Source organism: Methylobacterium sp. Leaf100 (genome assembly GCF_001422845.1).
GTDB lineage: Bacteria > Pseudomonadota > Alphaproteobacteria > Rhizobiales > Beijerinckiaceae > Methylobacterium.
In genome coordinates this window covers 46,687-66,477 of sequence record NZ_LMMW01000001.1, presented here as the reverse complement: position 1 = coordinate 66,477, position 19,791 = coordinate 46,687, and the positions used below count along the sequence as shown (strand labels likewise).

The window sequence follows — 19,791 nt, the reverse complement described above, 5'->3', positions numbered from 1 at the left end:
TGGAAACGACCACGCGATTCACCATCTGAGTAGCGGCGGCAGCCTGCCGCCCAGATGGAAGGAACCCATGCATGACCACCGAGCGCGCTGTGCTGGCAGGAGGTTGTTTCTGGGGGATGCAGGACCTCATCCGTAAACAGTCGGGCGTCATCGCGACGCGGGTCGGTTATTCCGGCGGTGAGGTGCCGAACGCAACCTATCGCAATCACGGCCGTCATGCCGAAGCGATCGAGATCCTGTTCGACCCTGAGGTGATCGGCTATCGCAAGCTTCTGGAGTTCTTCTTCCAGATTCATGATCCGACCACGGTCGATCGGCAGGTAAACGATCGGGGACCGGGTTACCGATCGGCGATCTTCTACGAGAGCGAAGCGCAGAAGGCAGTGGCCGAAGACACCATCGCCGATGTCAATGCATCCGGGTTATGGCCCGGCAAGGTGGTGACTGAAGTCTCGCCCGTCGGGCCATTCTGGGAGGCCGAACCAGAGCACCAGGACTACCTGGAGCGCATTCCGAACGGCTACACCTGTCACTTCATACGGCCGAACTGGACGCTGCCGCGCCGGGCCGACGCTGCCTGACGCGGTCCGCAAGGGGGCTCGCGCCGCCGTATCGTTGCGGCCGGTGCGCGCTGCCGTTGCGTACGCGCTCGGGACCGTTGGACATTCAGTCAACACGACAGTCAACAGGAAGAACCGTCCGTTTCGATCGTGAATTGATCAGTATCGTCGTCACCATCGAAAGGGGCATAGATCGTGCCTGTGACGTCCGGCTTTGCTCCGGAGTTCGATTTCGGAATGGTCCAGCGTTCCCTATGCGGCTCGAAGGACCGGACTTGCTGGTCGATCATCTAACCCGCTGCCCAGTTGATGTGAGACGTTTTTTTCCACCGAATCATTAGAATCCGATGCGTCTCGGATCGCTTCGCTTAACGAGGTCCGTGCACCTTTCTGTCCGAGACCAATGAGTTCTCCAACCGCCGCAGGTTGTCGGCCTTGAAGCCGCAGCCTGATGGGGGGCGTCCGGGAAAAGCGAGGAGCGGCACATGATCAGTGCGGTGTCGATCAGCCGCGGCGGCATAGCGGCGGCCACCCAACGGTTCGCCCAAGCCGCGGAGCGGATCGCCACGATCGGCACGAGCCTGCCTGCGGCGGCACAGGTCGATCTGTCGACCACGGCGATGCAGCTTCTCGCGGCCAAGACGGACGTTTCCCTGAGCACCGTGATGCTCCGCTCCTCGCTCGATATGGAGAAGCGTGTCCTCGATATTCTCGCCTGACCGCTTCCATCCTTGCCGGGAACACGCAAAGCTCCTAAGAGCCAAGGGCGTCGAGAACGCGTCGGGGTGTAGCGCAGTCTGGTAGCGCATCTGGTTTGGGACCAGAGGGTCGTAGGTTCGAATCCTATCGCCCCGACCATTTTTCGACTGGTAACCCGAGACCGTTGGGAATCGTCCGATGTCGAGCGCCCGGATCTATCAACCTGCGAAGGACGCGTCGCAGTCAGGGCTCGCCCGCACGAAGGTTTGGGTCCTCGAATTCGACCAAAGCGCACCGCGTGAGACCGACCCGCTGATGGGATGGACGAGCTCCTCGGATATGCTCCAGCAGGTCCGCCTGGAGTTCGAGACGCGCGACGAGGCCATCGCCTATGCCGCGCGTGCCGGCTTATCCTACCGGGTCGAGGAGCCTCAACAACCGATCGTTCGGAAGGGGCTGTCCTACTCCGATAACTTCAAGTTCAATCGTACGGCGCCTTGGACGCATTGAGCGCAGCTGTGTCTGTTCCGGTCAGAGCTGCATCAGTATCGTCACTGCACCGAAGATCAGCACTGCGGTAACCGTCACGGCCAACAGGATCAGCGCAGCGCGCGATTCGCGAAGATCGTTCTCTGTCATGGCCCCAGGCTAGCGCCGGCAACTTACAAAGCCAATGACTTAATCTTTGGTCTTTTGGCGTTCACGCCATGCCGCGTACGGATGATCTTCGGCGGGTACCGGGTGATGCGTCACCTGCATCGGTTGGTCAGCCAAGGGGCGACAGAGTTCGGCGTAGATGCCCGCACTGATGAGGCCGTAGGTTTCGGCCTCCTCCGCTGAATAGGCGAAGTAGGCTTCGCGGATGCCTGCGAGTCGCATGGCGGCATGGCACATCGGACAGGGACGTCCGCTCGCATAGACGACACAATCGTCGAGCTTTGCCGATCCCAGAATGCGGCTCGCCTCCCGGATCGCAACCATCTCGGCATGATCAGTCGGATCCCGCGTCTCGGCCGTGCGATTGACGGCACGTACGAGGACAGCCCCGTCCCGCACGATCACGGCCCCATACGGACGGCCTTCGGCGAGCACATTGCCGTGGGCCAGCGTGACGGCGTCGAGAAGATGGGCTTCATGGGTCATGGCTGAAGGCTCTCCAGGGCCGGGCTTCAAAACGAATGGTCAGAATGCGTAGCGGACGGTGCAGTACGGCATCCGTTCGCTGAGGAGTGCGGTGAAACGGGCAAGCCACCGGCCTTTCCAGCCTGTGCGGTAGCGCAGATTGGTACCCCCACCCTGGGAGATCTTGGCTTCCTGAATGTCGGGGCGCCAGAGGAGATCCTCGGCCTTGGGATGCCAACCCAGATTGACCGCATGCAGATCGGCATTGTGGGTCAGCATGATGATCTCGGCTTTCACCTGCGCCCGCGCTGCGCGCCCGATCCCATCATCGATCGCTGTGAAGAGCTCAGCCCAGTCCGCTTCCCAGCCTTCGTAAAGGATGACCGGCGAGAAGTTCAAATGGACTTCGTAACCGGCGGCCACGAAGTCGTCGATGGCGGCGATCCGCTCTCGAATCGGGCTCGTGCGGACGTCGACGATACGGGCGATGCGCTCGGGCATCAGCGAGAACCGAATGCGGGTCTTTCCCTGCGGATCGTAGGCGAGAAGGTCGCGGTTTACCGCCTTGGTTGCGAAGGACGCCTTTGCGTTGGGCAATGCGCGGAACAGGCCGATGAGGTCGCGAACGGTGTCGCTGATCGCGGCATCGACCGAAAGATCGCCGTTCTCGCCGAGATCGTAGACCCAGAGGGCGGCGTCGACGTTGTCCGGCGCGGACAAGGGCCCCTGACGCTCGGCATGCCGACGGATCGCGGCACAAACCGCCTCGACGTTGACGAACAGTGAGATCGGATTGGCGAATCCCTTGCGGCGCGGCACATAACAATAGGCGCACGCCATAGCGCAGCCGTTCGACGTCGAAGGGGCAATGAAGTGAGCACTGCGCCCATTCGGACGCATGGCCAGCCCCTTCTTCACCCCCAGGACAAGTGTCGAGCGCTTGATCCGCACCCAATCGTCAACCGAGCCGGCGTTGCCGTGGAGGTCTGGGATGTTCCAATGTGACGGTACCTGGATGCGCTGTGCGTCGGGGAAGCGATCCAAGATCTCACGGCCGCGCGGAAACGTTGCGACTGCCGCCTCGTGATAGATCGTCCGAACATCGATGAAGTCGCGCGAAAGTCCCATCGAGGAGACATGGGACTCGGCGAGCCGGTGGCGACCCGCATGCAACATGCTGGCTGTGGACACGTCGGCGCAGGACATCGACACCCATCAGAGGCGCGCCAGCAGCTCCGCTTTCTTGGACGAGAATTCCGCTTCCGTCAGCACTCCCTTGCGTTGGAGTTCGGCCAGTCGTTCCAGGGTCGTCAGAACCTCGTCGGCCGGGGATTGCGCGCGCGCCGGGCCCGCTTCCACCCGATGAATGGGTTCAGGCGTGAACGGCTTGGGCTGAAGGGTGTTATCTCGCTGGACGGGCGTGTCGGGTTCGGTGGAGGTCGATGAGGAAACGAACGATTCGCCACGATCGTCGTCGATCCGACGCAGGGATTCGAGAGGAATGGCCCCGTCAGGACCGGAGAACCGTAGGCCGCCAGTGCCACCCTGCTGCTGCGAAACCCCGGTGATGTGCTGCCCTGCCGTTCCATAGAGAATGACATTCCCATCCATCGCGATCGCGAGGCGTTGGGCATGCGGAAAATAAGCATAGCGCAGACCGTTTTGGGAGCCCGAAGTCGCGGGCCGTCCGAGGTGCTGCGGCCACCAGGCATCCGACGTGACGCTGGTGATTGGAAAGCCGACTGCCGGCAGGGCTTCGGCCAGAGTGCTGCACAATGCACCGACGCGGGCTTTGAGCTCCGCGTCGAACATGTTGCCGATCATCGTCATGCCACCCGAGGACCACTGACCGAAGCCGCCGAGTTCGCGGTGGTTGAACTGTGCCATGGTGCCGTTTCCGGCCTGTAAGGCATCGACGAGATGGCGGATGGCGTCGAGGCTTACTCCGTACCGGTCGGCGATGGTTTGCAGGCCGTTCGGTTGGTCGGTCATCGTTGAGTACCCAATGGGAGGGTGAGGCGATGCATCGGGAAGCGATCGATCCCGCCGAACTCCGTGATGCACCCTCGACCCCAGAATGGTGCCCCGCGCCAGGCTTCGCAACGCAAAAAGTTTTCTCGGGTGCGGACCTTCGAGGGAAGCGTGAGCGTTCCCGTTTCGGTTTTGGCGTGCCGACGTGCCCGATGAGAGCGCCGCATCGGGCAGGGCGCCGTCCCTGGAGCAGTTATGGCCGACGATTTTTCTCAGACGGGCAAGGCGTCCGCCACCCGCTCGCGTATCAAGGAAGGCTCACCCTATCCGCTGGGGGCAAATTGGGATGGGCTTGGGGTGAATTTCGCCCTGTTCTCGGCCCATGCCACGAAGGTCGAGCTCTGCTTGTTCGACGATGCGGGCGAACAGGAACTCGAGCGCATCGAACTGCCGGAGTACACGGACGAGATCTGGCACGGGTATCTACCCGATGCGAGGCCAGGTACCATTTATGGCTACCGCGTACACGGTCCATACGATCCGAAAGCCGGTCACCGCTTCAATCCCAACAAGCTGCTCATCGATCCATATGCCAAAGGTCTCGTTGGCTCCATCACCTGGAACCCGGCCCTGTTCGGGTACCAGATGGAGACAGGCGACGACCTGACCTTCGACGAGCGCGATTCCGCGCCGTTCACCCGCCGTAGCCGGGTGATCGATCCGGCCTTCACCTGGGGGCGGGACCGCAAGCCGCATGTGCCGTGGGAGAAGACGATCTTCTACGAGACGCACGTAAAAGGCTTCACCAAGCTTCATCCGGCCGTTCCGGAGAAGCTGCGCGGCACGTATGCAGGTCTTGGGACACCGGCGGTGCTCGATTACATCAAGAGCCTTGGCGTCACGTCCGTCGAGTTGCTGCCGGTCCACGCCTTCGTGCAGGACGACTATCTCCAGGAAAAAGACCTGGTGAACTACTGGGGTTACAACACGATCTCGTTCTTCACCCCAGCCCGGCGTTATTCGGCAGTGCCTGATTTTGCCTTCTCCGAATTCAAGGAGATGGTCGCGCGCATGCATGGCGCCGGTCTCGAAGTAATCTTGGATGTCGTCTACAATCATACGGCGGAGGGCAACGAGAAGGGGCCGACGCTCTCCTACAAAGGTGTCGATAACGCTTCGTATTATCGCTTGATGCCCAAGGAGCCGCGTTACTACATCAACGACACCGGCACCGGGAATACCTTCAATCTTTCCCACCCGCGGGTTCTGCAACTCGTTACCGACTCGCTACGCTACTGGGCGACCGAAATGCGTGTCGACGGATTCCGGTTCGATCTTGCGACGATCCTCGGCCGCGAGCCCCATGGGTTCGACGAAGGGGGCGGCTTCCTCGATACCTGTCGCCAGGATCCCGTGCTCAATTCCGTCAAACTGATTGCCGAGCCCTGGGATTGCGGCCCCGGCGGCTACCAGGTCGGTGGTTTTCCACCCGGCTGGGCCGAGTGGAATGACCGGTACCGTGACGACGTTCGCGGCTTCTGGCGGGGGGACCTCGGCTTGCTTCCGTCGCTTGCGTCCCGAATCACTGGCTCAGCGGACAAATTCAACAAGCGCGGGCGCAAGCCCTGGGCATCGGTGAACTTTCTAACCGCCCATGATGGTTTTACGCTGAACGATACGGTTTCGTACAACGACAAGCACAACATGGCGAATGGGGAGAACAACCGAGACGGGCACTCCCACAACCTCTCCAACAATTACGGGGTGGAAGGGCCGACGGAGGATCCGGAAATCCGGGCCGTGCGCCTGCGCCAGATGCGCAACATGATGGCGACGCTGTTTCTGTCTCGAGGCACGCCGATGCTGCTCGCTGGTGACGAGTTCGCCCGGACCCAGAACGGCAACAACAATGCCTATTGTCAGGACAACGAGATCTCTTGGCTCGATTGGGGCGCCATCGGCCCAGAGGAGCGCGACCTCACCGAGTTCACGCAGCGGCTGATGATTCTTCGTGAATCGTTGCCGATTCTCACCCGGGGGCGGTTCCTCACCGGTGAGTTCGACGAGGAACTCGGTGTACGCGACGTGACGTGGCTAACCCCGGCCGGCACTGAGATGACGCCGGAGAACTGGTCGCAGGGTGATGCTCGGTCACTTGCGGTCGTTCTCGACGGCCGGGCGCAGGTCTCGGGTATCCAGCGTCGCGGCGGCGACGCCACGTTGCTGCTGCTCTACAATGCCTACCACGATCTCGTGTCGTTCACTTTGCCGGCAACCATAGGCGCTTCCGCGTGGACGCGCCTCCTCGACACCAATCTGCCTGACAGTCAGGAAGTGGTCAGCGTACCGATCGGCGAACGCTACGATGTCACGGGTCGCTCGATGCTTATGTTTGTGCTCAAGCCCGAGGAGGTCGAGGACGCCGAGGTGACCGAGATGGAGCGTTCGTACCAGCATGTGATGCAGGCGTTCGAGCGCGCCAACATCGACAGCGTCCGCTTCGGCGCGCGCAAGGATTGATGTGGGTCCGGGACGGTGCTTCGTTCGCATCGTCCCGCTTGTCGTCTACGCACGCATGCTATCGGACATAGCCCTGCAGTGAACCGAAGGTGCGATAGGCGAGTTGAGCTCGTGAAGGTCAGGCATCCTCGAAACCCCGATTGTTGCGTCATGTTCGCTCTGTGGATCAGGGAGCGTCGTTGGGGCGGGGAGCGACGGAAGGAGACAAGGCGGTGCCGCAGGGAGACAAGTCGCGCTACACCGATAAGCAAGTTCGTAAAGCCGACCACATCGCGGAGTCGTATGAGGCCCGCGGTGTTCCGGAGGATGAAGCCAAGGCTCGTGCCTGGGCCACCGTGAACAAGGACGACGGTGGTGGAAAGAAGCCTGGCGGAGCCGGCCGCGGCCGCTCGACTGATCATCCGGCTGCCAGGAAAGGCGGCGAAATTGGTGGCAAGGGGTCCGCAGCGCGTACGGCGGAACAGCGCTCGGCCTCGGCGAAAAAAGCTGCCGAGACGCGCAAGCGGAATGCCGCCAACGCCTGAAACGCAGCCCTGCCCGATGCAGGGCCGCGCTCGGCTTCGGATCAGGCCATCGCGGCTTTGAGGTGCTGATCGACCTTGTCGAGGAAGCCTGTGGTCGAGAGCCATTTCTGATCAGGGCCGACGAGAAGGGCGAGGTCCTTGGTCATGAACCCGGCCTCGACGGTATCGACGCAGACGGTCTCCAGGGTCGTGGCAAACTTGGCCAGATCCGCGTTGCCGTCGAGCTTGGCCCGGTGCGCGAGGCCCCGCGACCATGCGAAGATCGACGCGATGGAGTTGGTCGAGGTCTCCTTGCCCTTCTGGTGTTCGCGATAGTGCCGCGTCACCGTACCGTGAGCCGCCTCGGCTTCGACGGTCTGGCCGTCCGGGGTGAGGAGCACGGAGGTCATCAGGCCGAGCGAGCCGAACCCCTGCGCCACGGTGTCGGACTGCACGTCGCCGTCGTAGTTCTTGCAGGCCCAGACGTAGCCGCCCGACCACTTGAGGGCCGAGGCCACCATATCGTCGATGAGGCGGTGCTCGTAGGTGATGCCGGCGGCATCGAACTTGGCCTTGAACTCGTTCTGAAACACCTCCTCGAACAGGTCCTTGAAGCGGCCGTCATAGGCCTTGAGAATCGTGTTCTTGGTCGAGAGGTAGACCGGATACTTGCGGTTGAGGCCGTAGTTCATCGAGGCGCGGGCGAAATCGCGGATCGAATCGTCGAGGTTGTACATCGCCTGGGCGACGCCGGGGGAGGGGAAGTTGAACACCTCCCGCTCGATGACCGTGCCGTCCTCGCCCTCGAACTTGATGGTCAGGCGGCCCTTGCCCGGCACCTTGAAATCGGTCGCCTTGTACTGGTCGCCGTAGGCGTGGCGGCCGACGACGATGGGCTGAGTCCAGCCCGGCACGAGGCGGGGCACATTCTTGCAGATGATCGGCTCGCGGAAAATCACGCCGCCGAGGATGTTGCGGATCGTGCCGTTGGGCGACTTCCACATTTCCTTGAGGTTGAATTCCTTTACCCGCTGCTCGTCGGGGGTAATGGTGGCGCACTTCACGCCCACGCCGTGGCGCTTGATCGCCTCAGCCGCCTCGACGGTCACCCGGTCGCCCGTGGCGTCGCGGTGCTCGACTCCGAGATCGTAGTACTCGAGGTCGAGGTCGAGATAGGGATGGATGAGCTTGGTCTTGATCTCGCTCCAGATGATCCGGGTCATCTCGTCGCCGTCGAGTTCGACGACGGGCTTGGCTACCTTGATCTTATCCATCGCGTGTCAGGCCTTCCGCAAAAATCCCGAGGGGCCCCATGCAAATGCCGTGCGGCCGCGGGCAGGGTCATAGCGCGGGCGTTCCAACGGCGAAAGCCGCCAGGGACCCATCACGCCGTGACAGGGGACGGCATCTGTCAGGTGGGGGCCGGGGCTGGACATTCGGTGCACAAGGGGGGATCTGGCTACCATCACGCAACGAGACGGAACGGGAAAACCCATGAGCGAACGCATCATCCTGCGAGCCGGCGAGGCCCTGGTCGCGGGTGGCCCGCCCAACACCGCCGCCGAGCCAGAAGTCATCATCGGGGAACTCGATGGGCCCGTCGGCACCGCGCTCGCTACACTGACGGGCGATCAGGTGGTGGGACACAGCCGCGTCTTTGCGCTGCTGAATACGGATATCATGGTCCGGCCGGTGACCCTGTGCGTGTCCAAGGTCAGCGTGACAGAGAGCAAGTATACCTCGATCCTCATGGGCACCGTGCAGTTCGCCATCGCCAATGGGGTACTGGACGCTGTGCGGCTCGGCTACATTCCCAAAGACAGAGCCAACGATCTCGGGATCATCTGCTCGGTCTGGCTGAGCCCCGGTGTGATCGAGGCCGAGACCGTCGATCACAAGGCCCTGTTCGAAATCCAGCGGAAGGGGATGACGGAGGCTATCCGCAAGGCGATGTCCAACGAGCCGTCCATCGACTGGCTTCTGGAGAACCAGGACAAGATCATTCACAAGTACTACCAGATGGGTCTTGACGGGAAAATCTAGTCCGATGCCGAGCGCGCCTGTCGTCGTCCTCGTGGAGCCGCAGCTGGCCGAGAACATCGGCATGGTCGCGCGTGCCATGGCGAATTTCGGCCTGTCCGAACTCCGGCTTGTTGCGCCGAAGAATGGCTGGCCGAAGAAGGGTGTGCGCGAGGCGGCTTCGGGCGCGACCCACATTCTTGATGGTGCGGCGGTGTTCGACACCGTCGCGGAGGCCATCGCCGACCTTCACTATGTCCTAGCTACGACGGCGCGCGAGCGCGGGCAGATGAAACGCGTCGTGGGGCCCGAGGACGCCATGCGCAACGTCGCTGCCCGCGCCGGCCAGCGGACCGGGATCCTGTTCGGGCGAGAACGGGCGGGCTTGAGCAACGACGAAGTCTCCCTCGCCGACGCCATCGTGACGTTCCCGGTGACGGAGGAGTTCCCGTCTCTCAACCTCGCCCAGGGGGTCCTCCTCGTCGGCTACGAATGGCGCCGTGCGGCGGGGCTCGCGAAGCTGCCGTTCTCGGGCGAGATGCTGTCGCCGCCTGCGACCCGCGAGGCTATGGCGTCCCTCGTCGGAACCCTGGAGGACAGCCTGGCGACGGCCGGATTCTATCCGCCGGAGAAGCGCGAGATCATCGCCCGCAATATGCGGGACATGCTGCACCGCATGGCGATGACGGAGCAGGACGTACGCACTTTGCGCGGCGCCCTTCGCGCCCTCAACGGCGGGCGTCATCGTCGAGGGTGATCGGCGGACGTAGGCTGGTATTGCTCAATCAGTCTCGGCTTCCACCCTTTCGGAAGGCTGACGCGCCGCTTGCGGGTGCCGGTCACCATCGGGAGGATGGAAAGAAGGCTGCGATCCTCGTCGCCCATGGAGCTCGAGGTGTGCGCAGATGAGGAGCGGACCGCGAGACGAATTCAGCCGACCTGTGCCAGTGCCTGATCGATGTCGGCGATGAGATCTTCGGCGTTCTCCAAGCCGATCGAGAGGCGCACGGTCTCGGGCCCAACGAGCGCGGCGGCCTTCTCGTGCGGCAGCAGCTGGCGGTGCGTCGTCGTCGCCGGATGAATGGCCAGGGACTTGATCTCGCCGATGTTGACGAGGTGCGAGATGAGCCGGAGGCCCATGATGAACTTGACCGCCGCGGGCTCGCCGCCCTTCAGGGCGAAGGTGAAGATCGAGCCCGGTCCGTCCGGGACGTACTTCGCCGCCAGCGCTTCGCCGGCTTGACCGGGCAGGGCCGGGTAGCTGACCCAATCGACGGCGGGATGATCCCTGAGAAAGCCCGCCACCGCCTTGGCATTCGCACAGTGGCGCGCCATGCGCAGCGGCAGGGTTTCGATGCCCGTCAGCGTCAGGAAAGCGTTCATGGGCGAGAGGCCGGGCCCGAGTTCGCGTAGGCCGAACAGGCGACAGGCCACCGCGAAGCTGAAATCGGGAAAGCGCTCCGTGATGACGAGGCCGTCGTAATCTTCCCACGGCTCGGCGATGAGGTTGTAGCGGTCGCCCGCCGCCTTCCAGTCGAACGTGCCGGCGTCGCAGATCACGCCGCCGATGGTCTGACCGGAGCCGCCGAGGAACTTCGACGTCGAGTGCATGACGATGTCGGCGCCATGCTCGATGGGACGGATAAGCGCCGGGGAGGCGAGGGTGTTGTCGACGATGAGCGGCAGCCTATGCCGACGCGCGACCTCCGCAATGCCCGCCAGATCCATCACGGTGGCACACGGATTCACGATGGATTCGCAGACGATGGCCTTCGTCTCGGGCGTGATCGCCGCTTCGAAATCCGCCGGGGTGAGACCCTGGGCGAATTGCGCCTTCATGTCGTAGCGCTTGTCGAGGCGGGTGATGAGGCCGAGGGAGCCGCCGAACAGGCGCGGGGAGACGACGTAGGCATCGCCGCTGCGCATCAGCGTCATCAGGATGAGCAGGAGGGCCGACTGCCCGGAGGAGACCGCCACGGCGGAGGCGGCACCCTCCAGGGCGGCGACGCGGCGCTCGAGGGCGGCCACCGTCGGGTTGGAGCCACGCGAGTACGAGAACCCGGTCCGGCGCATGGCGAAGATGTCGGCGGCCTGCTCCGTCGACTCGAACACGAAGCCGTTGGTGAAGTAGATCGGCTGCACCCGGGCGCCCGTGGCGGGGTCGGGCGCCGCGCCGGCATGGATGGCCGCGGTGGCGAAGCGGTGGGGTCTGGTCTCGCTGGCCATGGGGCCTTTTCTCGAATTCTGTCAGGGAGTTAGGCGGCCCGGTGCACGAAGGCGCGCAGGGTGCGGACGAGGGTCGAGGGTTCGTAGGGCTTCGGGATGAACCGGGCGCCGTCCGGCATGTCGTGGGGGCCGGGGGTGCCCATGCCGGAGACGACGAGGACGGGGATGTCGGGCCAGCGATGGGCCACCAGACGGGCGAGCGCGAAGCCGTCCATGGAGCCGCGCGGCATGTCGACATCCGTCATCAGCACGCCGACGTCGTCGCGATTCTCCAACACCGTCAAGGCCTTATCGGCATGGCTCGCCTCCACCACCGTGAAGCCCGCATCCGCCAGCGTGTCGGCCGCCTCCATCAGGAGCAGGCCGTCGTCTTCGACGAGGAGCACGACGGGCAAGTCTTCGGGCAAGTCTGGGGAGTGCGTCATCGGCAGCCGGACGATCTCGCGCTACGGGGTGAGTGGGGCCTATTCCCCGTCATCCATGCCGTCAACAACGGGGCGCGGCGCACGATCGTTTCACCGGCGCGGGTATGACGCGGTGCGCCGGCGCAGGCGCCGATGCGCCGAGGATCGGCCCGGTCCACGCCCCGGCCCGCGCCGGCGCGCGCGCCCGATGCGCCGGGCTCAGGCCAACGCGGCATCGAGATCCTCGATGAGGTCGGCCGGATCCTCGAGTCCGATGGACAGGCGCACCACCTCCGGCCCGGCGCCGGCCGTGATCTTCTGCGGGTCGGTGAGCTGGCGGTGAGTGGTGGAGGCCGGGTGGATCACCAGGGACCGGGTGTCGCCGATATTGGCCAGATGCGAGAATAGCTGCAGGTTCGACACGAGTTTGACGCCGGCCTCGTACCCGCCCTTGAGGCCGATGGTGAACACCGCGCCGGAGCCGAGGGGCGAGTAGCGCCGGGCGAGCCCATGGTAGCGGTCGGTCTCCAGGCCCGGATAGCTCACCCACGCCACGGCGGGGTGGTGCGCGAGGTGGTTGGCGATCGCCAGGGCGTTGTCGCAGTGGCGCTGCATCCGGAGCGGCAGGGTCTCGATGCCGTTGAGGATGAGGAAGGCGTTGAACGGCGCCAGCGCCGGCCCGAGGTCGCGCAGGCCGAGCACCCGGATCGCGATGGCGAAGGCGAAGTTTCCGAAATTCTCGGCGAGCACCATCTCGGCGTATTCCGGCCGGGGCTTCGACAGGGCCGGATAGCGGTCGTCGCCGGCCCAGTTGAAGGTGCCGCCATCGACCACGAGGCCGCCGATGGAGTTGCCGTGGCCGCCCAAGAACTTCGTCGCCGAATGCACCACGATGTCGGCGCCGTGCTCGAACGGGCGGATGAGGTACGGCGTCGCCATGGTGTTGTCGACCACCAGCGGAATGTTGTGCCGCTTGGCGATTTCGGACAGCGCCGCGATGTCCGTGACGACGCCGCCGGGATTGGCGATGGATTCGCAGAAGATCGCGCGGGTGCGGGGCGTGATGGCGCGCTCGAACGACGACGGGTCGTCGGTGTCGGCCCAGACCACGTTCCAGCCGAAGTTCTTGTAGGCGTGGTTGAACTGGTTGATCGAGCCGCCGTAGAGCTTGTTGGCCGCGATGAACTCGTCGCCCGGCTGCATCAGGGCGTTCATGGTCAGGAATTCGGCGGCGTGGCCCGAGGCGACGGCCACCGCGGCCGTGCCGCCTTCCAGCGCCGCGATGCGCTCTTCCAGCACCGCGTTGGTCGGGTTGGTGATGCGCGAGTAGATGTTGCCGAAGGCCTGGAGCCCGAACAGCGAGGCGGCGTGGTCGACGTCGTCGAACACGAACGACGCCGTCTGGTAGATCGGGGTCGCCCGCGCGCCCGTGGTCTTGTCGGGGGCAGCACCCGCATGGATAGCCAGGGTGTTGAAGCCGGGCAGGCGGTCGGTCATGAAATCCTCCTCGGGCCGGCGGGCCCGCAGTGGCACCGTTCTAGCGCCGGCCTCGACCCCAGCGAAAGGGGCTGGCCCCGTTCCGCTTAAACGAACATGCGTTCTTTGTAGCGGACGATCCCCGCAGGTCAAGCGCGGGCGCCCTGGGGCACGCGGCCACGGCCCGGAACCGCACCGCCCCGATGCGCGTGATCGGTAGAGCGAATGGAAGCCAACCCGGGAGATGGCGCGGTGGCCGAGCACGACGACGCGAGCACGTGGAAAGACTTCAAGGCGGCCGTCAACATGACCGCCTCCGCCCTGGAGAAGTTTCTCGACACCGACGCGAGCAAATCCGTCGGCCAGAAGGCGAAGGGCAGCGACGAATCCACTGGCCACGCCTCCGGCCGCCGCATCGTCGAATTGCTGAACACCAAGAAGGCGGATCTCACGGAGGACGATTACGCGCACATGCGCAAGGTCGTCAGCTACATCCACCGCCACCTCAAGCAGGGCGGCCCCGACGACAAGGACGCCGTGAAGGACTCGCCCTGGCGCCTGTCGCTGATGAACTGGGGGCACGATCCGCTGAAGACGTGAGGGTCGGCAGAGATCGGGAGACGGGGAGAACTTGTCCGCCGCCCTGGCAAGAATGGCGCGGGTCCCCACACCTCCCGGGAGAGGGACAGGGTGAGGTGTGTGACCTTTTCGGAGAGGGACGACACCTCACCCCAACCCTCTCCTTCCAGGAGAGGGGCCCGTCGCGCCTCACGCCAAGATGTAAGGCAACACGCGTCCAATCCGCGCTAGGCGCCCCAGCGACACTTCGCTAAAGCGGCGCCATGCGCACCGTCAGCCCCCCCGTTTCCGCCGCGCGGATTCTCATCGCCAGCTTCGTCGGCACGGCGATCGAATTCTACGATTTCTACGTCTACGCCACGGCGGCCGCCCTGGTGATCGGGCCGATCTTCTTTCCGCCCGGCGATCCGGCGGTGCAGACGCTCGCGGCGTTCGCGACGTTCTCCATCGCGTTCATCGCCCGGCCCCTGGGGGCCGCATTCTTCGGGCATTTCGGCGACCGCGTCGGCCGCAAGGCGACCCTCGTCGCCTCCCTGATGATCATGGGCCTGTCGACGGTGCTCATCGGCTGCCTGCCCACCTATGCCACCGCCGGGTGGTGGGCGCCGTTCGCGCTCTGCGTCCTGCGCTTCGGCCAGGGGCTGGGCTTCGGCGGCGAGTGGGGCGGGGCGGCGTTGCTGGCCGTCGAGAACGCCCCGCCGGGCCGCCGCGCCCTCTACGGCATCTTCCCGCAGCTCGGCGCGCCGGTGGGCTTCATCACGGCGAATCTCGGCTTCCTGGGGCTCGCCCTGGCGCTCAGCCCCGAAGACTTTCAGGCCTGGGGCTGGCGCATCCCGTTCCTGGCGAGCGCCGCGCTGGTCGGCGTCGGGCTCTATGTCCGGTTGAAGCTCACCGAGACTCCGATCTTCAAGGCCGCCCTGGAGAAGGCCGCGCCCGAGCGCGTGCCACTGGCGGTGATCTTCACGAAGTACCTGCGCGCGACCCTGCTCGGCACCTTCGCCATGGTGGCCTGCTACGCGGTGTTCTACCTCTCCACGGTGTTCGCCCTCAGCTACGGCGTCTCGACCCTCGGCTTCACCCGGCCGACCTTCCTGCTGTTCGAGTGCGTGGCGGTGCTGTTCATGGCCCTCGGCATTCCGCTTTCGGGCTGGGCCGCCGACGCTTACGGCCGCCGCCCCGTCCTGCTCTCGGGCCTCGCCTTCACGGCCAGCCTCGGCCTGCTCATGGGTCCGATGCTCGGCAGCGGCCAGGGCGGCCTCGTCCTTGGGTTCCTGTGCCTCGGCCTGTTCGCCATGGGCTGGCTGTTCGGGCCGATGGGGGCCCTGCTGCCGGAGCTGTTCCCGACCCGCGTGCGCTACACCGGGGCGTCCGTGACCTACAACCTCGCGGGGATTCTGGGGGCGTCCGCTGCGCCGTATCTGGCGCAGCGGTTGAGTGAATGGGGTGGTGTGGGTTGGGTGGGGCTTTATTTGGCTTTGGCGGCTGGGGTTAGTTTTGGGGCTGTAGCGCTGATGGAGGAGACGCGGCAGGCTAAAATTTCTTGATGCACAGAGTGAGAATTATTTATGTTGCAGGCAATTAATAAAGTAAACTTACGGAGAATAAATTATATATCTGCACCATTTTATAAGCAATTAATCGAAAAAGATTATTCATTTAGAGGGGCGGCCTTTTTGTTCGATTGTATAGTGGAGATTCCCGACGCGCCATTCGCTTCGCGGCTCAGGAAGATAATACTCTTCGTTCGGAATACTCAAAAATTTCAACTCGAAAATAAGATCGTCTAAAATAATCTGTTTGATGTCCTTTTCCATTAATCGCTCAACTGCCGTGACGAACTGGGTCCAATTGGCAGATGAAACATCTTCGCCATCGACAACATGGCGAAGTGAGTGCGCATAATGTCGCGTCACTACTAGTAGACTTATCTGCGGGTTTTTTTGAAGCGGAGGAAGTCTAAATGTCGCCTGTATTTCATTTACGCTTGATGATGCGATCCATGACCGTACCTTGCCTAACCATTCGTGGATTTGCTGATTCAGTCGTCCGGTTCTGGCTTGCTTTGTTGCTATGTCTTCTCCATAGGGATCTTGATGTTTGAGTTGTATTAAAACCATATGTTTTGTTGAGCGCTCAAATAAAATCATATCTATATCAGTAAGAGTATTTTTATTTCTTTTAAGCTTGATATTAAATCTATAATCTATTTCGGGTAGTAAGGGGCGCAAGGTTGCTTCGATAACCCTTTGCATTACCCCCTCTCGATCCCGCTGTGCCTTGTCGTATTCTTTTGGAAAATTGAACTGGAGAGAATTGAGAAGAAAAAGCATAACTCCGTCACTAGTTGCGCCTATTAATGGCCTAATTACATGTTCATCAGAACACTGAACTAACGGCGGTATCGGTGCTCCAGGGCGATCAAGCAGCGCCAGATTTTTTCTACTGATGGAAAGTACATCGAATATATTCTTAACGTCTTCGTCATTCACTGGGACATGCCCCTCCTGCTGTGCCCCAAATACATTTATGAATTCACGAAGTCCTTCTAGAAAGTCCGCCGTGATCACAGAAACTGTAAGTATATCTTCAATTCGTATTGTAGGTACTTTTTCAATCAACGCTCGTACAAAGGCGCGGTGCTTCAATCCTATCGATACTATAAATGTTGCGGCTAATTTATAGTTTTGGAAAGTCTGTTTGCCGAAATAAGTCGCAAAATGGAATGTATCAAATCCCTTTGATAGGATTATCTCGTTGTAAGCATGTCCATAGAAATAGGAATCCAGTGCGAAGTGGGCTTCGTACCCTATGAAATGGGTTCGAAATGGATAGACCAGTTTATTAAGGAGTAGCTTGACCTCTTTACTCATGTCGGATGTTATAAGTGATTCAAATCCTTGTGTTAATATATTAGAATAGTATTTGTTCATATATTTATCTAACTCTCGCTCATGCCATTCGTGATCGGGGAGATCTTCAGGTAGACTGATATAGAAAATCTCATCGATTTTTCGAATTTGTCCGTTTTTTGAGATCAGGCTCTGTGCTACTCGCCGACCATGTTCAATGGTGCCGATTTGAGCTATTAGGGAAAGCACTGATCCTGAAAGCTTTAGCGAGCGTTGGAACGTAACAGAGGGGGCATCGAAATGAGGATGTGCTTGCATAGCAAGTTTGATTAGACGAATTACTCCAATCCGCATAATATACATGCGCTCATAATCAGCTTCTGTGATCGGGTTGATTTGATTTATAATGTCATAAGCAAGGTCAAGCTCGTTAATTCCGGCCCGCATCACAACCCCCAGATTGTCGACCGCGACGTCGGAGGCAAGTATAACTTCTTCGGAGGTCAATTGATCATAGAATTTTTTTAAATCATTGGTCATTTTATGGCCCAAAACTCAAAATTATTCTTATGTTATATTAATGTTAGGCATAAAAATTCGTGCATGACAATCGAAACAAAGACTTCGACTACGAATTCTAAAAAAACATCTCAATCTTCGGACACCGATCCATCACCACCACAACCCCCTTCGCCTCCGCCCGCGCGGCGGCGGCGTCATCCCGCACCCCGACCTGCATCCAGAGAAAGCGCGGCAGCCAGGGGAGGGCGAGGGCTTCGTCCACCACGCCGCCGGCCGCGTCGGAACTGCGAAAGATCTCCACCATGTCGACGGGGGCGGGCAGGTCGGCGAGGCGGGCGAGGACGGGCTGACCCAAGAGCGTCCGGCCGCCGAGCCCGGGATTGATCGGGGTGACGTGAAACCCGCGCCCGAGCAGGAACGCCATCACGTGGTGGCTCGGCCGGGCGGGATTGGCCGAGGCGCCGACGAGGGCGATGCTCCGGGTCTCCGTGAGGATCCGGCGGATCAGGGCGGGGTCGTAGGCATCGTGCTCGGACATGCCCCCATCTTGTCGGGCATGCCCCTTCATGCTGCAAGGTGGAACGGAGACCCGCCCGCATGTCCGACGCCCCTACGCTTGCTTTATCGCTGCCCGAGACCGTGGCGTTCCTCGACGCGGCGTTTCCCCAGATGGCGGCGGGCGGGCGGACCTATCACCTCGTCGGCGTCGGCTCCTTGCGCGCGACCATGCGGATGGACCACCACGAGCGGCACCTGCGCCCCGGCGGCACGGTCTCGGGCCCGTCCATGATGGCGCTGGCCGATTACGCCCTCTACGCGGCGATTCTGGCCAACATCGGCCCCGTGGCCCTCGCCGTCACCACGAGCCTCAACTTCAACTTCCTGCGCAAGCCCGGCCCGAACGGGCTGGTGGCCGAGGCGCGCCTGCTCAAGCTCGGGCGCCGGCTGGCGGTGGGTGAGGTGGCGATCACGGCCCCCGATTCGGAGGACCTCGTCTGCCACGCCACCGGCACCTACTCGATCCCGCCGGAGCGGTGAGGCACGAAGCCGTTCCCCCAAGGGGACGATGGTGCGGGCATTCCCCGCTGGAACCGCGGCGCCTCCCACGAGAGGGGCCAGGAGAGAGTTGCGGTACCAGAATACCACTTGATCGAACCTGCTCAGAACATTGTGGTTTTCGCCATTTCGCAGCACAAAACCGCATCCGGGCTTGACGCGCCCGCCGTCACCCCCTAGAGACCGTGCCAACGCCGTCGCGTCCCGAACGCGGCGGCGCACCCTTTTCAAGATCAGACTGGAACGTCACGGGATGAGCAGCGCGCAAAAGACCTTTTCGCTGAAGCCCGCCGATGTCGACAAGAAGTGGATCATCGTCGATGCGGAGGGCCTGGTCGTCGGCCGGCTCGCCTCCATCATCGCGATGCGCCTGCGTGGCAAGCACAAGGCTTCGTACACGCCCCACGTCGATTGCGGCGACAACGTCATCGTCATCAACGCCGAGAAGGTGAAGTTCACCGGCCGCAAGCGCGAGCAGAAGGTGTACTACCACCACACCGGTTACCCGGGCGGCATCAAGGAGCGGACGGCGAAGTTCATCCTCGACGGCCGGTTCCCCGAGCGCGTGGTGGAGAAGGCCGTGGAGCGCATGCTCCCGCGCGGCCCGCTGTTCCGCGAGATCATGGGCAATCTCCGGGTCTACAAGGGCACCGAGCATCCCCACACCGCCCAGCAGCCGCAGGCGCTCGACGTCGGCAGCCTCAACCGCAAGAACGTGAGCGCTTGATCATGGCGACCCTTCAGTCCCTCTCCGACCTCACCCGCGGCAACGTCGAGAACCCCGAGGACGCCGCCCCGGTCCACGTGCAGAAGCTCGACGCGCAGGGCCGCGCCTACGCCACCGGCAAGCGCAAGGACGCGGTCGCCCGCGTCTGGATCAAGCCCGGCAACGGCACCGTCGTGGTCAACGGCCGCGCCGTCGAGGTGTACTTCGCCCGCCCCGTGCTGCGCATGATCCTGCGCCAGCCCCTCACCATCGCCAACCGCGTCGACCAGTACGACATCACCGTCACGGTGCATGGCGGCGGTCTCTCGGGTCAGGCCGGCGCCGTGCGCCACGGCCTGTCCAAGGCGCTGACCTACTACGAGCCCGAGCTGCGCTCGCCGCTCAAGCGCGAGGGCTTCCTCACCCGCGACAGCCGCGTGGTCGAGCGCAAGAAGTACGGCCGCAAGAAGGCCCGCCGCAGCTTCCAGTTCTCGAAGCGCTGATCGGCCCATATCGGTCTTACAGAGAGGGCGGCGTCACAGCCGCCCTTTTTGCGTTCACTCAGCAGGAGCAGCCCGC

Annotated in this window: 21 protein-coding genes and 1 tRNA gene; 13 read left to right on the top strand and 9 right to left on the bottom strand. The window is 62.5% G+C overall.

Annotation, left to right across the window (positions count from 1 at the left end; all coding sequences use genetic code 11):
• The first annotated feature begins 71 nt into the window (after positions 1 to 71).
• The 4 genes from msrA to ASF25_RS00255 all read left to right on the top strand — a co-directional run bounded on the left by msrA (position 72) and on the right by ASF25_RS00255 (position 1,769).
• Positions 72 to 581 carry a peptide-methionine (S)-S-oxide reductase MsrA gene (gene msrA, locus ASF25_RS00270; protein ID WP_056302598.1) on the top strand — a complete coding sequence of 170 codons (510 nt, stop codon included), beginning with the start codon at positions 72 to 74 and terminating at the stop codon, positions 579 to 581.
• A gap of 464 nt (positions 582 to 1,045) precedes the next feature.
• Positions 1,046 to 1,279 (top strand): hypothetical protein, encoded by a 234-nt coding sequence (locus tag ASF25_RS00265; protein ID WP_056302596.1) that lies wholly within the window; start codon positions 1,046 to 1,048, stop codon positions 1,277 to 1,279.
• A gap of 62 nt (positions 1,280 to 1,341) precedes the next feature.
• Positions 1,342 to 1,418 (top strand) — tRNA-Pro (locus ASF25_RS00260).
• A 39-nt stretch (positions 1,419 to 1,457) separates the two neighbouring features.
• Positions 1,458 to 1,769 (top strand): ETC complex I subunit, encoded by a 312-nt coding sequence (locus tag ASF25_RS00255; RefSeq protein WP_056302594.1) that lies wholly within the window; start codon positions 1,458 to 1,460, stop codon positions 1,767 to 1,769.
• 168 nt (positions 1,770 to 1,937) lie between these two features.
• On the opposite strand, the gene ASF25_RS00250 is transcribed toward ASF25_RS00255, so the two are convergent.
• The 3 genes from ASF25_RS00250 to ASF25_RS00240 form a co-directional block, all read right to left on the bottom strand.
• On the bottom strand, positions 1,938 to 2,402 hold the full coding sequence (locus tag ASF25_RS00250; protein WP_056302592.1) for a nucleoside deaminase: 465 nt from the start codon (positions 2,400 to 2,402) through the stop codon (positions 1,938 to 1,940).
• A 39-nt stretch (positions 2,403 to 2,441) separates the two neighbouring features.
• On the bottom strand, positions 2,442 to 3,509 hold the full coding sequence (locus tag ASF25_RS00245; protein WP_056303123.1) for a spore photoproduct lyase family protein: 1,068 nt from the start codon (positions 3,507 to 3,509) through the stop codon (positions 2,442 to 2,444).
• Positions 3,510 to 3,596: 87 nt separating this feature from the next.
• Positions 3,597 to 4,373 (bottom strand): SHOCT domain-containing protein, encoded by a 777-nt coding sequence (locus ASF25_RS00240; RefSeq protein ID WP_056302590.1) that lies wholly within the window; start codon positions 4,371 to 4,373, stop codon positions 3,597 to 3,599.
• 234 nt (positions 4,374 to 4,607) lie between these two features.
• Here ASF25_RS00240 and glgX point away from each other — a divergent pair, with 234 nt between their 5' ends.
• Positions 4,608 to 6,872, top strand: a complete 2,265-nt coding sequence (gene glgX / locus ASF25_RS00235) for a glycogen debranching protein GlgX (RefSeq protein ID WP_056302588.1) — start codon at positions 4,608 to 4,610, stop codon at positions 6,870 to 6,872.
• 212 nt (positions 6,873 to 7,084) lie between these two features.
• A complete protein-coding gene (locus tag ASF25_RS21635) occupies positions 7,085 to 7,396 on the top strand; it encodes a plasmid stabilization protein (RefSeq protein WP_082502414.1) in 312 nt (103 codons plus the stop codon).
• Between the two features lie 41 nt (positions 7,397 to 7,437).
• On the opposite strand, the gene ASF25_RS00230 is transcribed toward ASF25_RS21635, so the two are convergent.
• Complete coding sequence (locus ASF25_RS00230; RefSeq protein WP_056093930.1) at positions 7,438 to 8,649, bottom strand: NADP-dependent isocitrate dehydrogenase; 1,212 nt, start codon at positions 8,647 to 8,649, stop codon at positions 7,438 to 7,440.
• 220 nt (positions 8,650 to 8,869) lie between these two features.
• Between ASF25_RS00230 and ASF25_RS00225 the strand changes: the two genes are divergently transcribed.
• Both ASF25_RS00225 and ASF25_RS00220 read left to right on the top strand, forming a co-directional pair.
• Positions 8,870 to 9,418 carry a formaldehyde-activating enzyme gene (locus ASF25_RS00225; RefSeq protein WP_056171605.1) on the top strand — a complete coding sequence of 183 codons (549 nt, stop codon included), beginning with the start codon at positions 8,870 to 8,872 and terminating at the stop codon, positions 9,416 to 9,418.
• Between the two features lie 4 nt (positions 9,419 to 9,422).
• Positions 9,423 to 10,151 carry an RNA methyltransferase gene (locus ASF25_RS00220; RefSeq protein WP_056171603.1) on the top strand — a complete coding sequence of 243 codons (729 nt, stop codon included), beginning with the start codon at positions 9,423 to 9,425 and terminating at the stop codon, positions 10,149 to 10,151.
• Between the two features lie 173 nt (positions 10,152 to 10,324).
• Here ASF25_RS00220 and ASF25_RS00215 read toward each other — a convergent pair whose 3' ends face one another.
• The 3 genes from ASF25_RS00215 to ASF25_RS00205 all read right to left on the bottom strand — a co-directional run bounded on the left by ASF25_RS00215 (position 10,325) and on the right by ASF25_RS00205 (position 13,521).
• Entirely contained in the window at positions 10,325 to 11,620 is a 1,296-nt protein-coding gene (locus ASF25_RS00215) for an aminotransferase class I/II-fold pyridoxal phosphate-dependent enzyme (protein ID WP_056171601.1), read from the bottom strand.
• A 29-nt stretch (positions 11,621 to 11,649) separates the two neighbouring features.
• Positions 11,650 to 12,045, bottom strand: coding sequence for a response regulator (locus ASF25_RS00210; protein WP_056302586.1), 396 nt, complete (start codon positions 12,043 to 12,045; stop codon positions 11,650 to 11,652).
• Positions 12,046 to 12,243: 198 nt separating this feature from the next.
• On the bottom strand, positions 12,244 to 13,521 hold the full coding sequence (locus ASF25_RS00205; RefSeq protein ID WP_056303120.1) for an O-acetylhomoserine aminocarboxypropyltransferase: 1,278 nt from the start codon (positions 13,519 to 13,521) through the stop codon (positions 12,244 to 12,246).
• A gap of 231 nt (positions 13,522 to 13,752) precedes the next feature.
• Here ASF25_RS00205 and ASF25_RS00200 point away from each other — a divergent pair, with 231 nt between their 5' ends.
• Both ASF25_RS00200 and ASF25_RS00195 read left to right on the top strand, forming a co-directional pair.
• The gene (locus ASF25_RS00200; protein ID WP_056303118.1) at positions 13,753 to 14,100 is read left to right on the top strand and encodes a DUF3140 domain-containing protein; all 348 of its coding nucleotides are present in this window, start codon (positions 13,753 to 13,755) and stop codon (positions 14,098 to 14,100) included.
• Positions 14,101 to 14,342: 242 nt separating this feature from the next.
• A complete protein-coding gene (locus tag ASF25_RS00195; protein WP_056302584.1) occupies positions 14,343 to 15,623 on the top strand; it encodes an MFS transporter in 1,281 nt (426 codons plus the stop codon).
• A gap of 108 nt (positions 15,624 to 15,731) precedes the next feature.
• On the opposite strand, the gene ASF25_RS22390 is transcribed toward ASF25_RS00195, so the two are convergent.
• Together ASF25_RS22390 and ASF25_RS00190 are read right to left on the bottom strand one after the other, a co-directional pair.
• Complete coding sequence (locus ASF25_RS22390; protein WP_156368795.1) at positions 15,732 to 17,468, bottom strand: hypothetical protein; 1,737 nt, start codon at positions 17,466 to 17,468, stop codon at positions 15,732 to 15,734.
• 97 nt (positions 17,469 to 17,565) lie between these two features.
• Positions 17,566 to 17,988, bottom strand: coding sequence for a CoA-binding protein (locus tag ASF25_RS00190; RefSeq protein WP_244472847.1), 423 nt, complete (start codon positions 17,986 to 17,988; stop codon positions 17,566 to 17,568).
• A gap of 59 nt (positions 17,989 to 18,047) precedes the next feature.
• On the opposite strand from ASF25_RS00190, the gene ASF25_RS00185 reads away from it, so the two are divergent.
• The 3 genes from ASF25_RS00185 to rpsI all read left to right on the top strand — a co-directional run bounded on the left by ASF25_RS00185 (position 18,048) and on the right by rpsI (position 19,715).
• The gene (locus ASF25_RS00185) at positions 18,048 to 18,488 is read left to right on the top strand and encodes a PaaI family thioesterase (RefSeq protein WP_056302580.1); all 441 of its coding nucleotides are present in this window, start codon (positions 18,048 to 18,050) and stop codon (positions 18,486 to 18,488) included.
• A 271-nt stretch (positions 18,489 to 18,759) separates the two neighbouring features.
• Positions 18,760 to 19,233 (top strand): 50S ribosomal protein L13, encoded by a 474-nt coding sequence (rplM, locus tag ASF25_RS00180; RefSeq protein WP_056171592.1) that lies wholly within the window; start codon positions 18,760 to 18,762, stop codon positions 19,231 to 19,233.
• A gap of 2 nt (positions 19,234 to 19,235) precedes the next feature.
• Positions 19,236 to 19,715, top strand: coding sequence for a 30S ribosomal protein S9 (rpsI, locus tag ASF25_RS00175; protein WP_056171590.1), 480 nt, complete (start codon positions 19,236 to 19,238; stop codon positions 19,713 to 19,715).
• Positions 19,716 to 19,791 lie beyond the last annotated feature (76 nt).

What these genes read in the sequence shown, in the direction of transcription:
- ASF25_RS00255 (WP_056302594.1), top strand. Translation starts at nt 1,458, where the DNA reads ATGTCGAGCGCCCGGATCTATCAACCTGCGAAGGACGCGTCGCAGTCA.
- ASF25_RS00225 (WP_056171605.1), top strand. Translation starts at nt 8,870, where the DNA reads ATGAGCGAACGCATCATCCTGCGAGCCGGCGAGGCCCTGGTCGCGGGT.
- ASF25_RS00195 (WP_056302584.1), top strand. Translation starts at nt 14,343, where the DNA reads ATGCGCACCGTCAGCCCCCCCGTTTCCGCCGCGCGGATTCTCATCGCC.
- ASF25_RS00245 (WP_056303123.1), bottom strand. Translation starts at nt 3,509, where the DNA reads ATGGGACTTTCGCGCGACTTCATCGATGTTCGGACGATCTATCACGAG.
- ASF25_RS00265 (WP_056302596.1), top strand. Translation starts at nt 1,046, where the DNA reads ATGATCAGTGCGGTGTCGATCAGCCGCGGCGGCATAGCGGCGGCCACC.
- ASF25_RS00215 (WP_056171601.1), bottom strand. Translation starts at nt 11,620, where the DNA reads ATGGCCAGCGAGACCAGACCCCACCGCTTCGCCACCGCGGCCATCCAT.
- msrA (WP_056302598.1), top strand. Translation starts at nt 72, where the DNA reads ATGACCACCGAGCGCGCTGTGCTGGCAGGAGGTTGTTTCTGGGGGATG.
- ASF25_RS00230 (WP_056093930.1), bottom strand. Translation starts at nt 8,649, where the DNA reads ATGGATAAGATCAAGGTAGCCAAGCCCGTCGTCGAACTCGACGGCGAC.
- ASF25_RS00185 (WP_056302580.1), top strand. Translation starts at nt 18,048, where the DNA reads ATGTCCGACGCCCCTACGCTTGCTTTATCGCTGCCCGAGACCGTGGCG.
- ASF25_RS00250 (WP_056302592.1), bottom strand. Translation starts at nt 2,402, where the DNA reads ATGACCCATGAAGCCCATCTTCTCGACGCCGTCACGCTGGCCCACGGC.
- rplM (WP_056171592.1), top strand. Translation starts at nt 18,760, where the DNA reads ATGAGCAGCGCGCAAAAGACCTTTTCGCTGAAGCCCGCCGATGTCGAC.
- ASF25_RS00220 (WP_056171603.1), top strand. Translation starts at nt 9,423, where the DNA reads ATGCCGAGCGCGCCTGTCGTCGTCCTCGTGGAGCCGCAGCTGGCCGAG.
- ASF25_RS00205 (WP_056303120.1), bottom strand. Translation starts at nt 13,521, where the DNA reads ATGACCGACCGCCTGCCCGGCTTCAACACCCTGGCTATCCATGCGGGT.
- ASF25_RS22390 (WP_156368795.1), bottom strand. Translation starts at nt 17,468, where the DNA reads ATGACCAATGATTTAAAAAAATTCTATGATCAATTGACCTCCGAAGAA.
- rpsI (WP_056171590.1), top strand. Translation starts at nt 19,236, where the DNA reads ATGGCGACCCTTCAGTCCCTCTCCGACCTCACCCGCGGCAACGTCGAG.
- ASF25_RS00240 (WP_056302590.1), bottom strand. Translation starts at nt 4,373, where the DNA reads ATGACCGACCAACCGAACGGCCTGCAAACCATCGCCGACCGGTACGGA.
- glgX (WP_056302588.1), top strand. Translation starts at nt 4,608, where the DNA reads ATGGCCGACGATTTTTCTCAGACGGGCAAGGCGTCCGCCACCCGCTCG.
- ASF25_RS00210 (WP_056302586.1), bottom strand. Translation starts at nt 12,045, where the DNA reads ATGACGCACTCCCCAGACTTGCCCGAAGACTTGCCCGTCGTGCTCCTC.
- ASF25_RS00190 (WP_244472847.1), bottom strand. Translation starts at nt 17,988, where the DNA reads ATGTCCGAGCACGATGCCTACGACCCCGCCCTGATCCGCCGGATCCTC.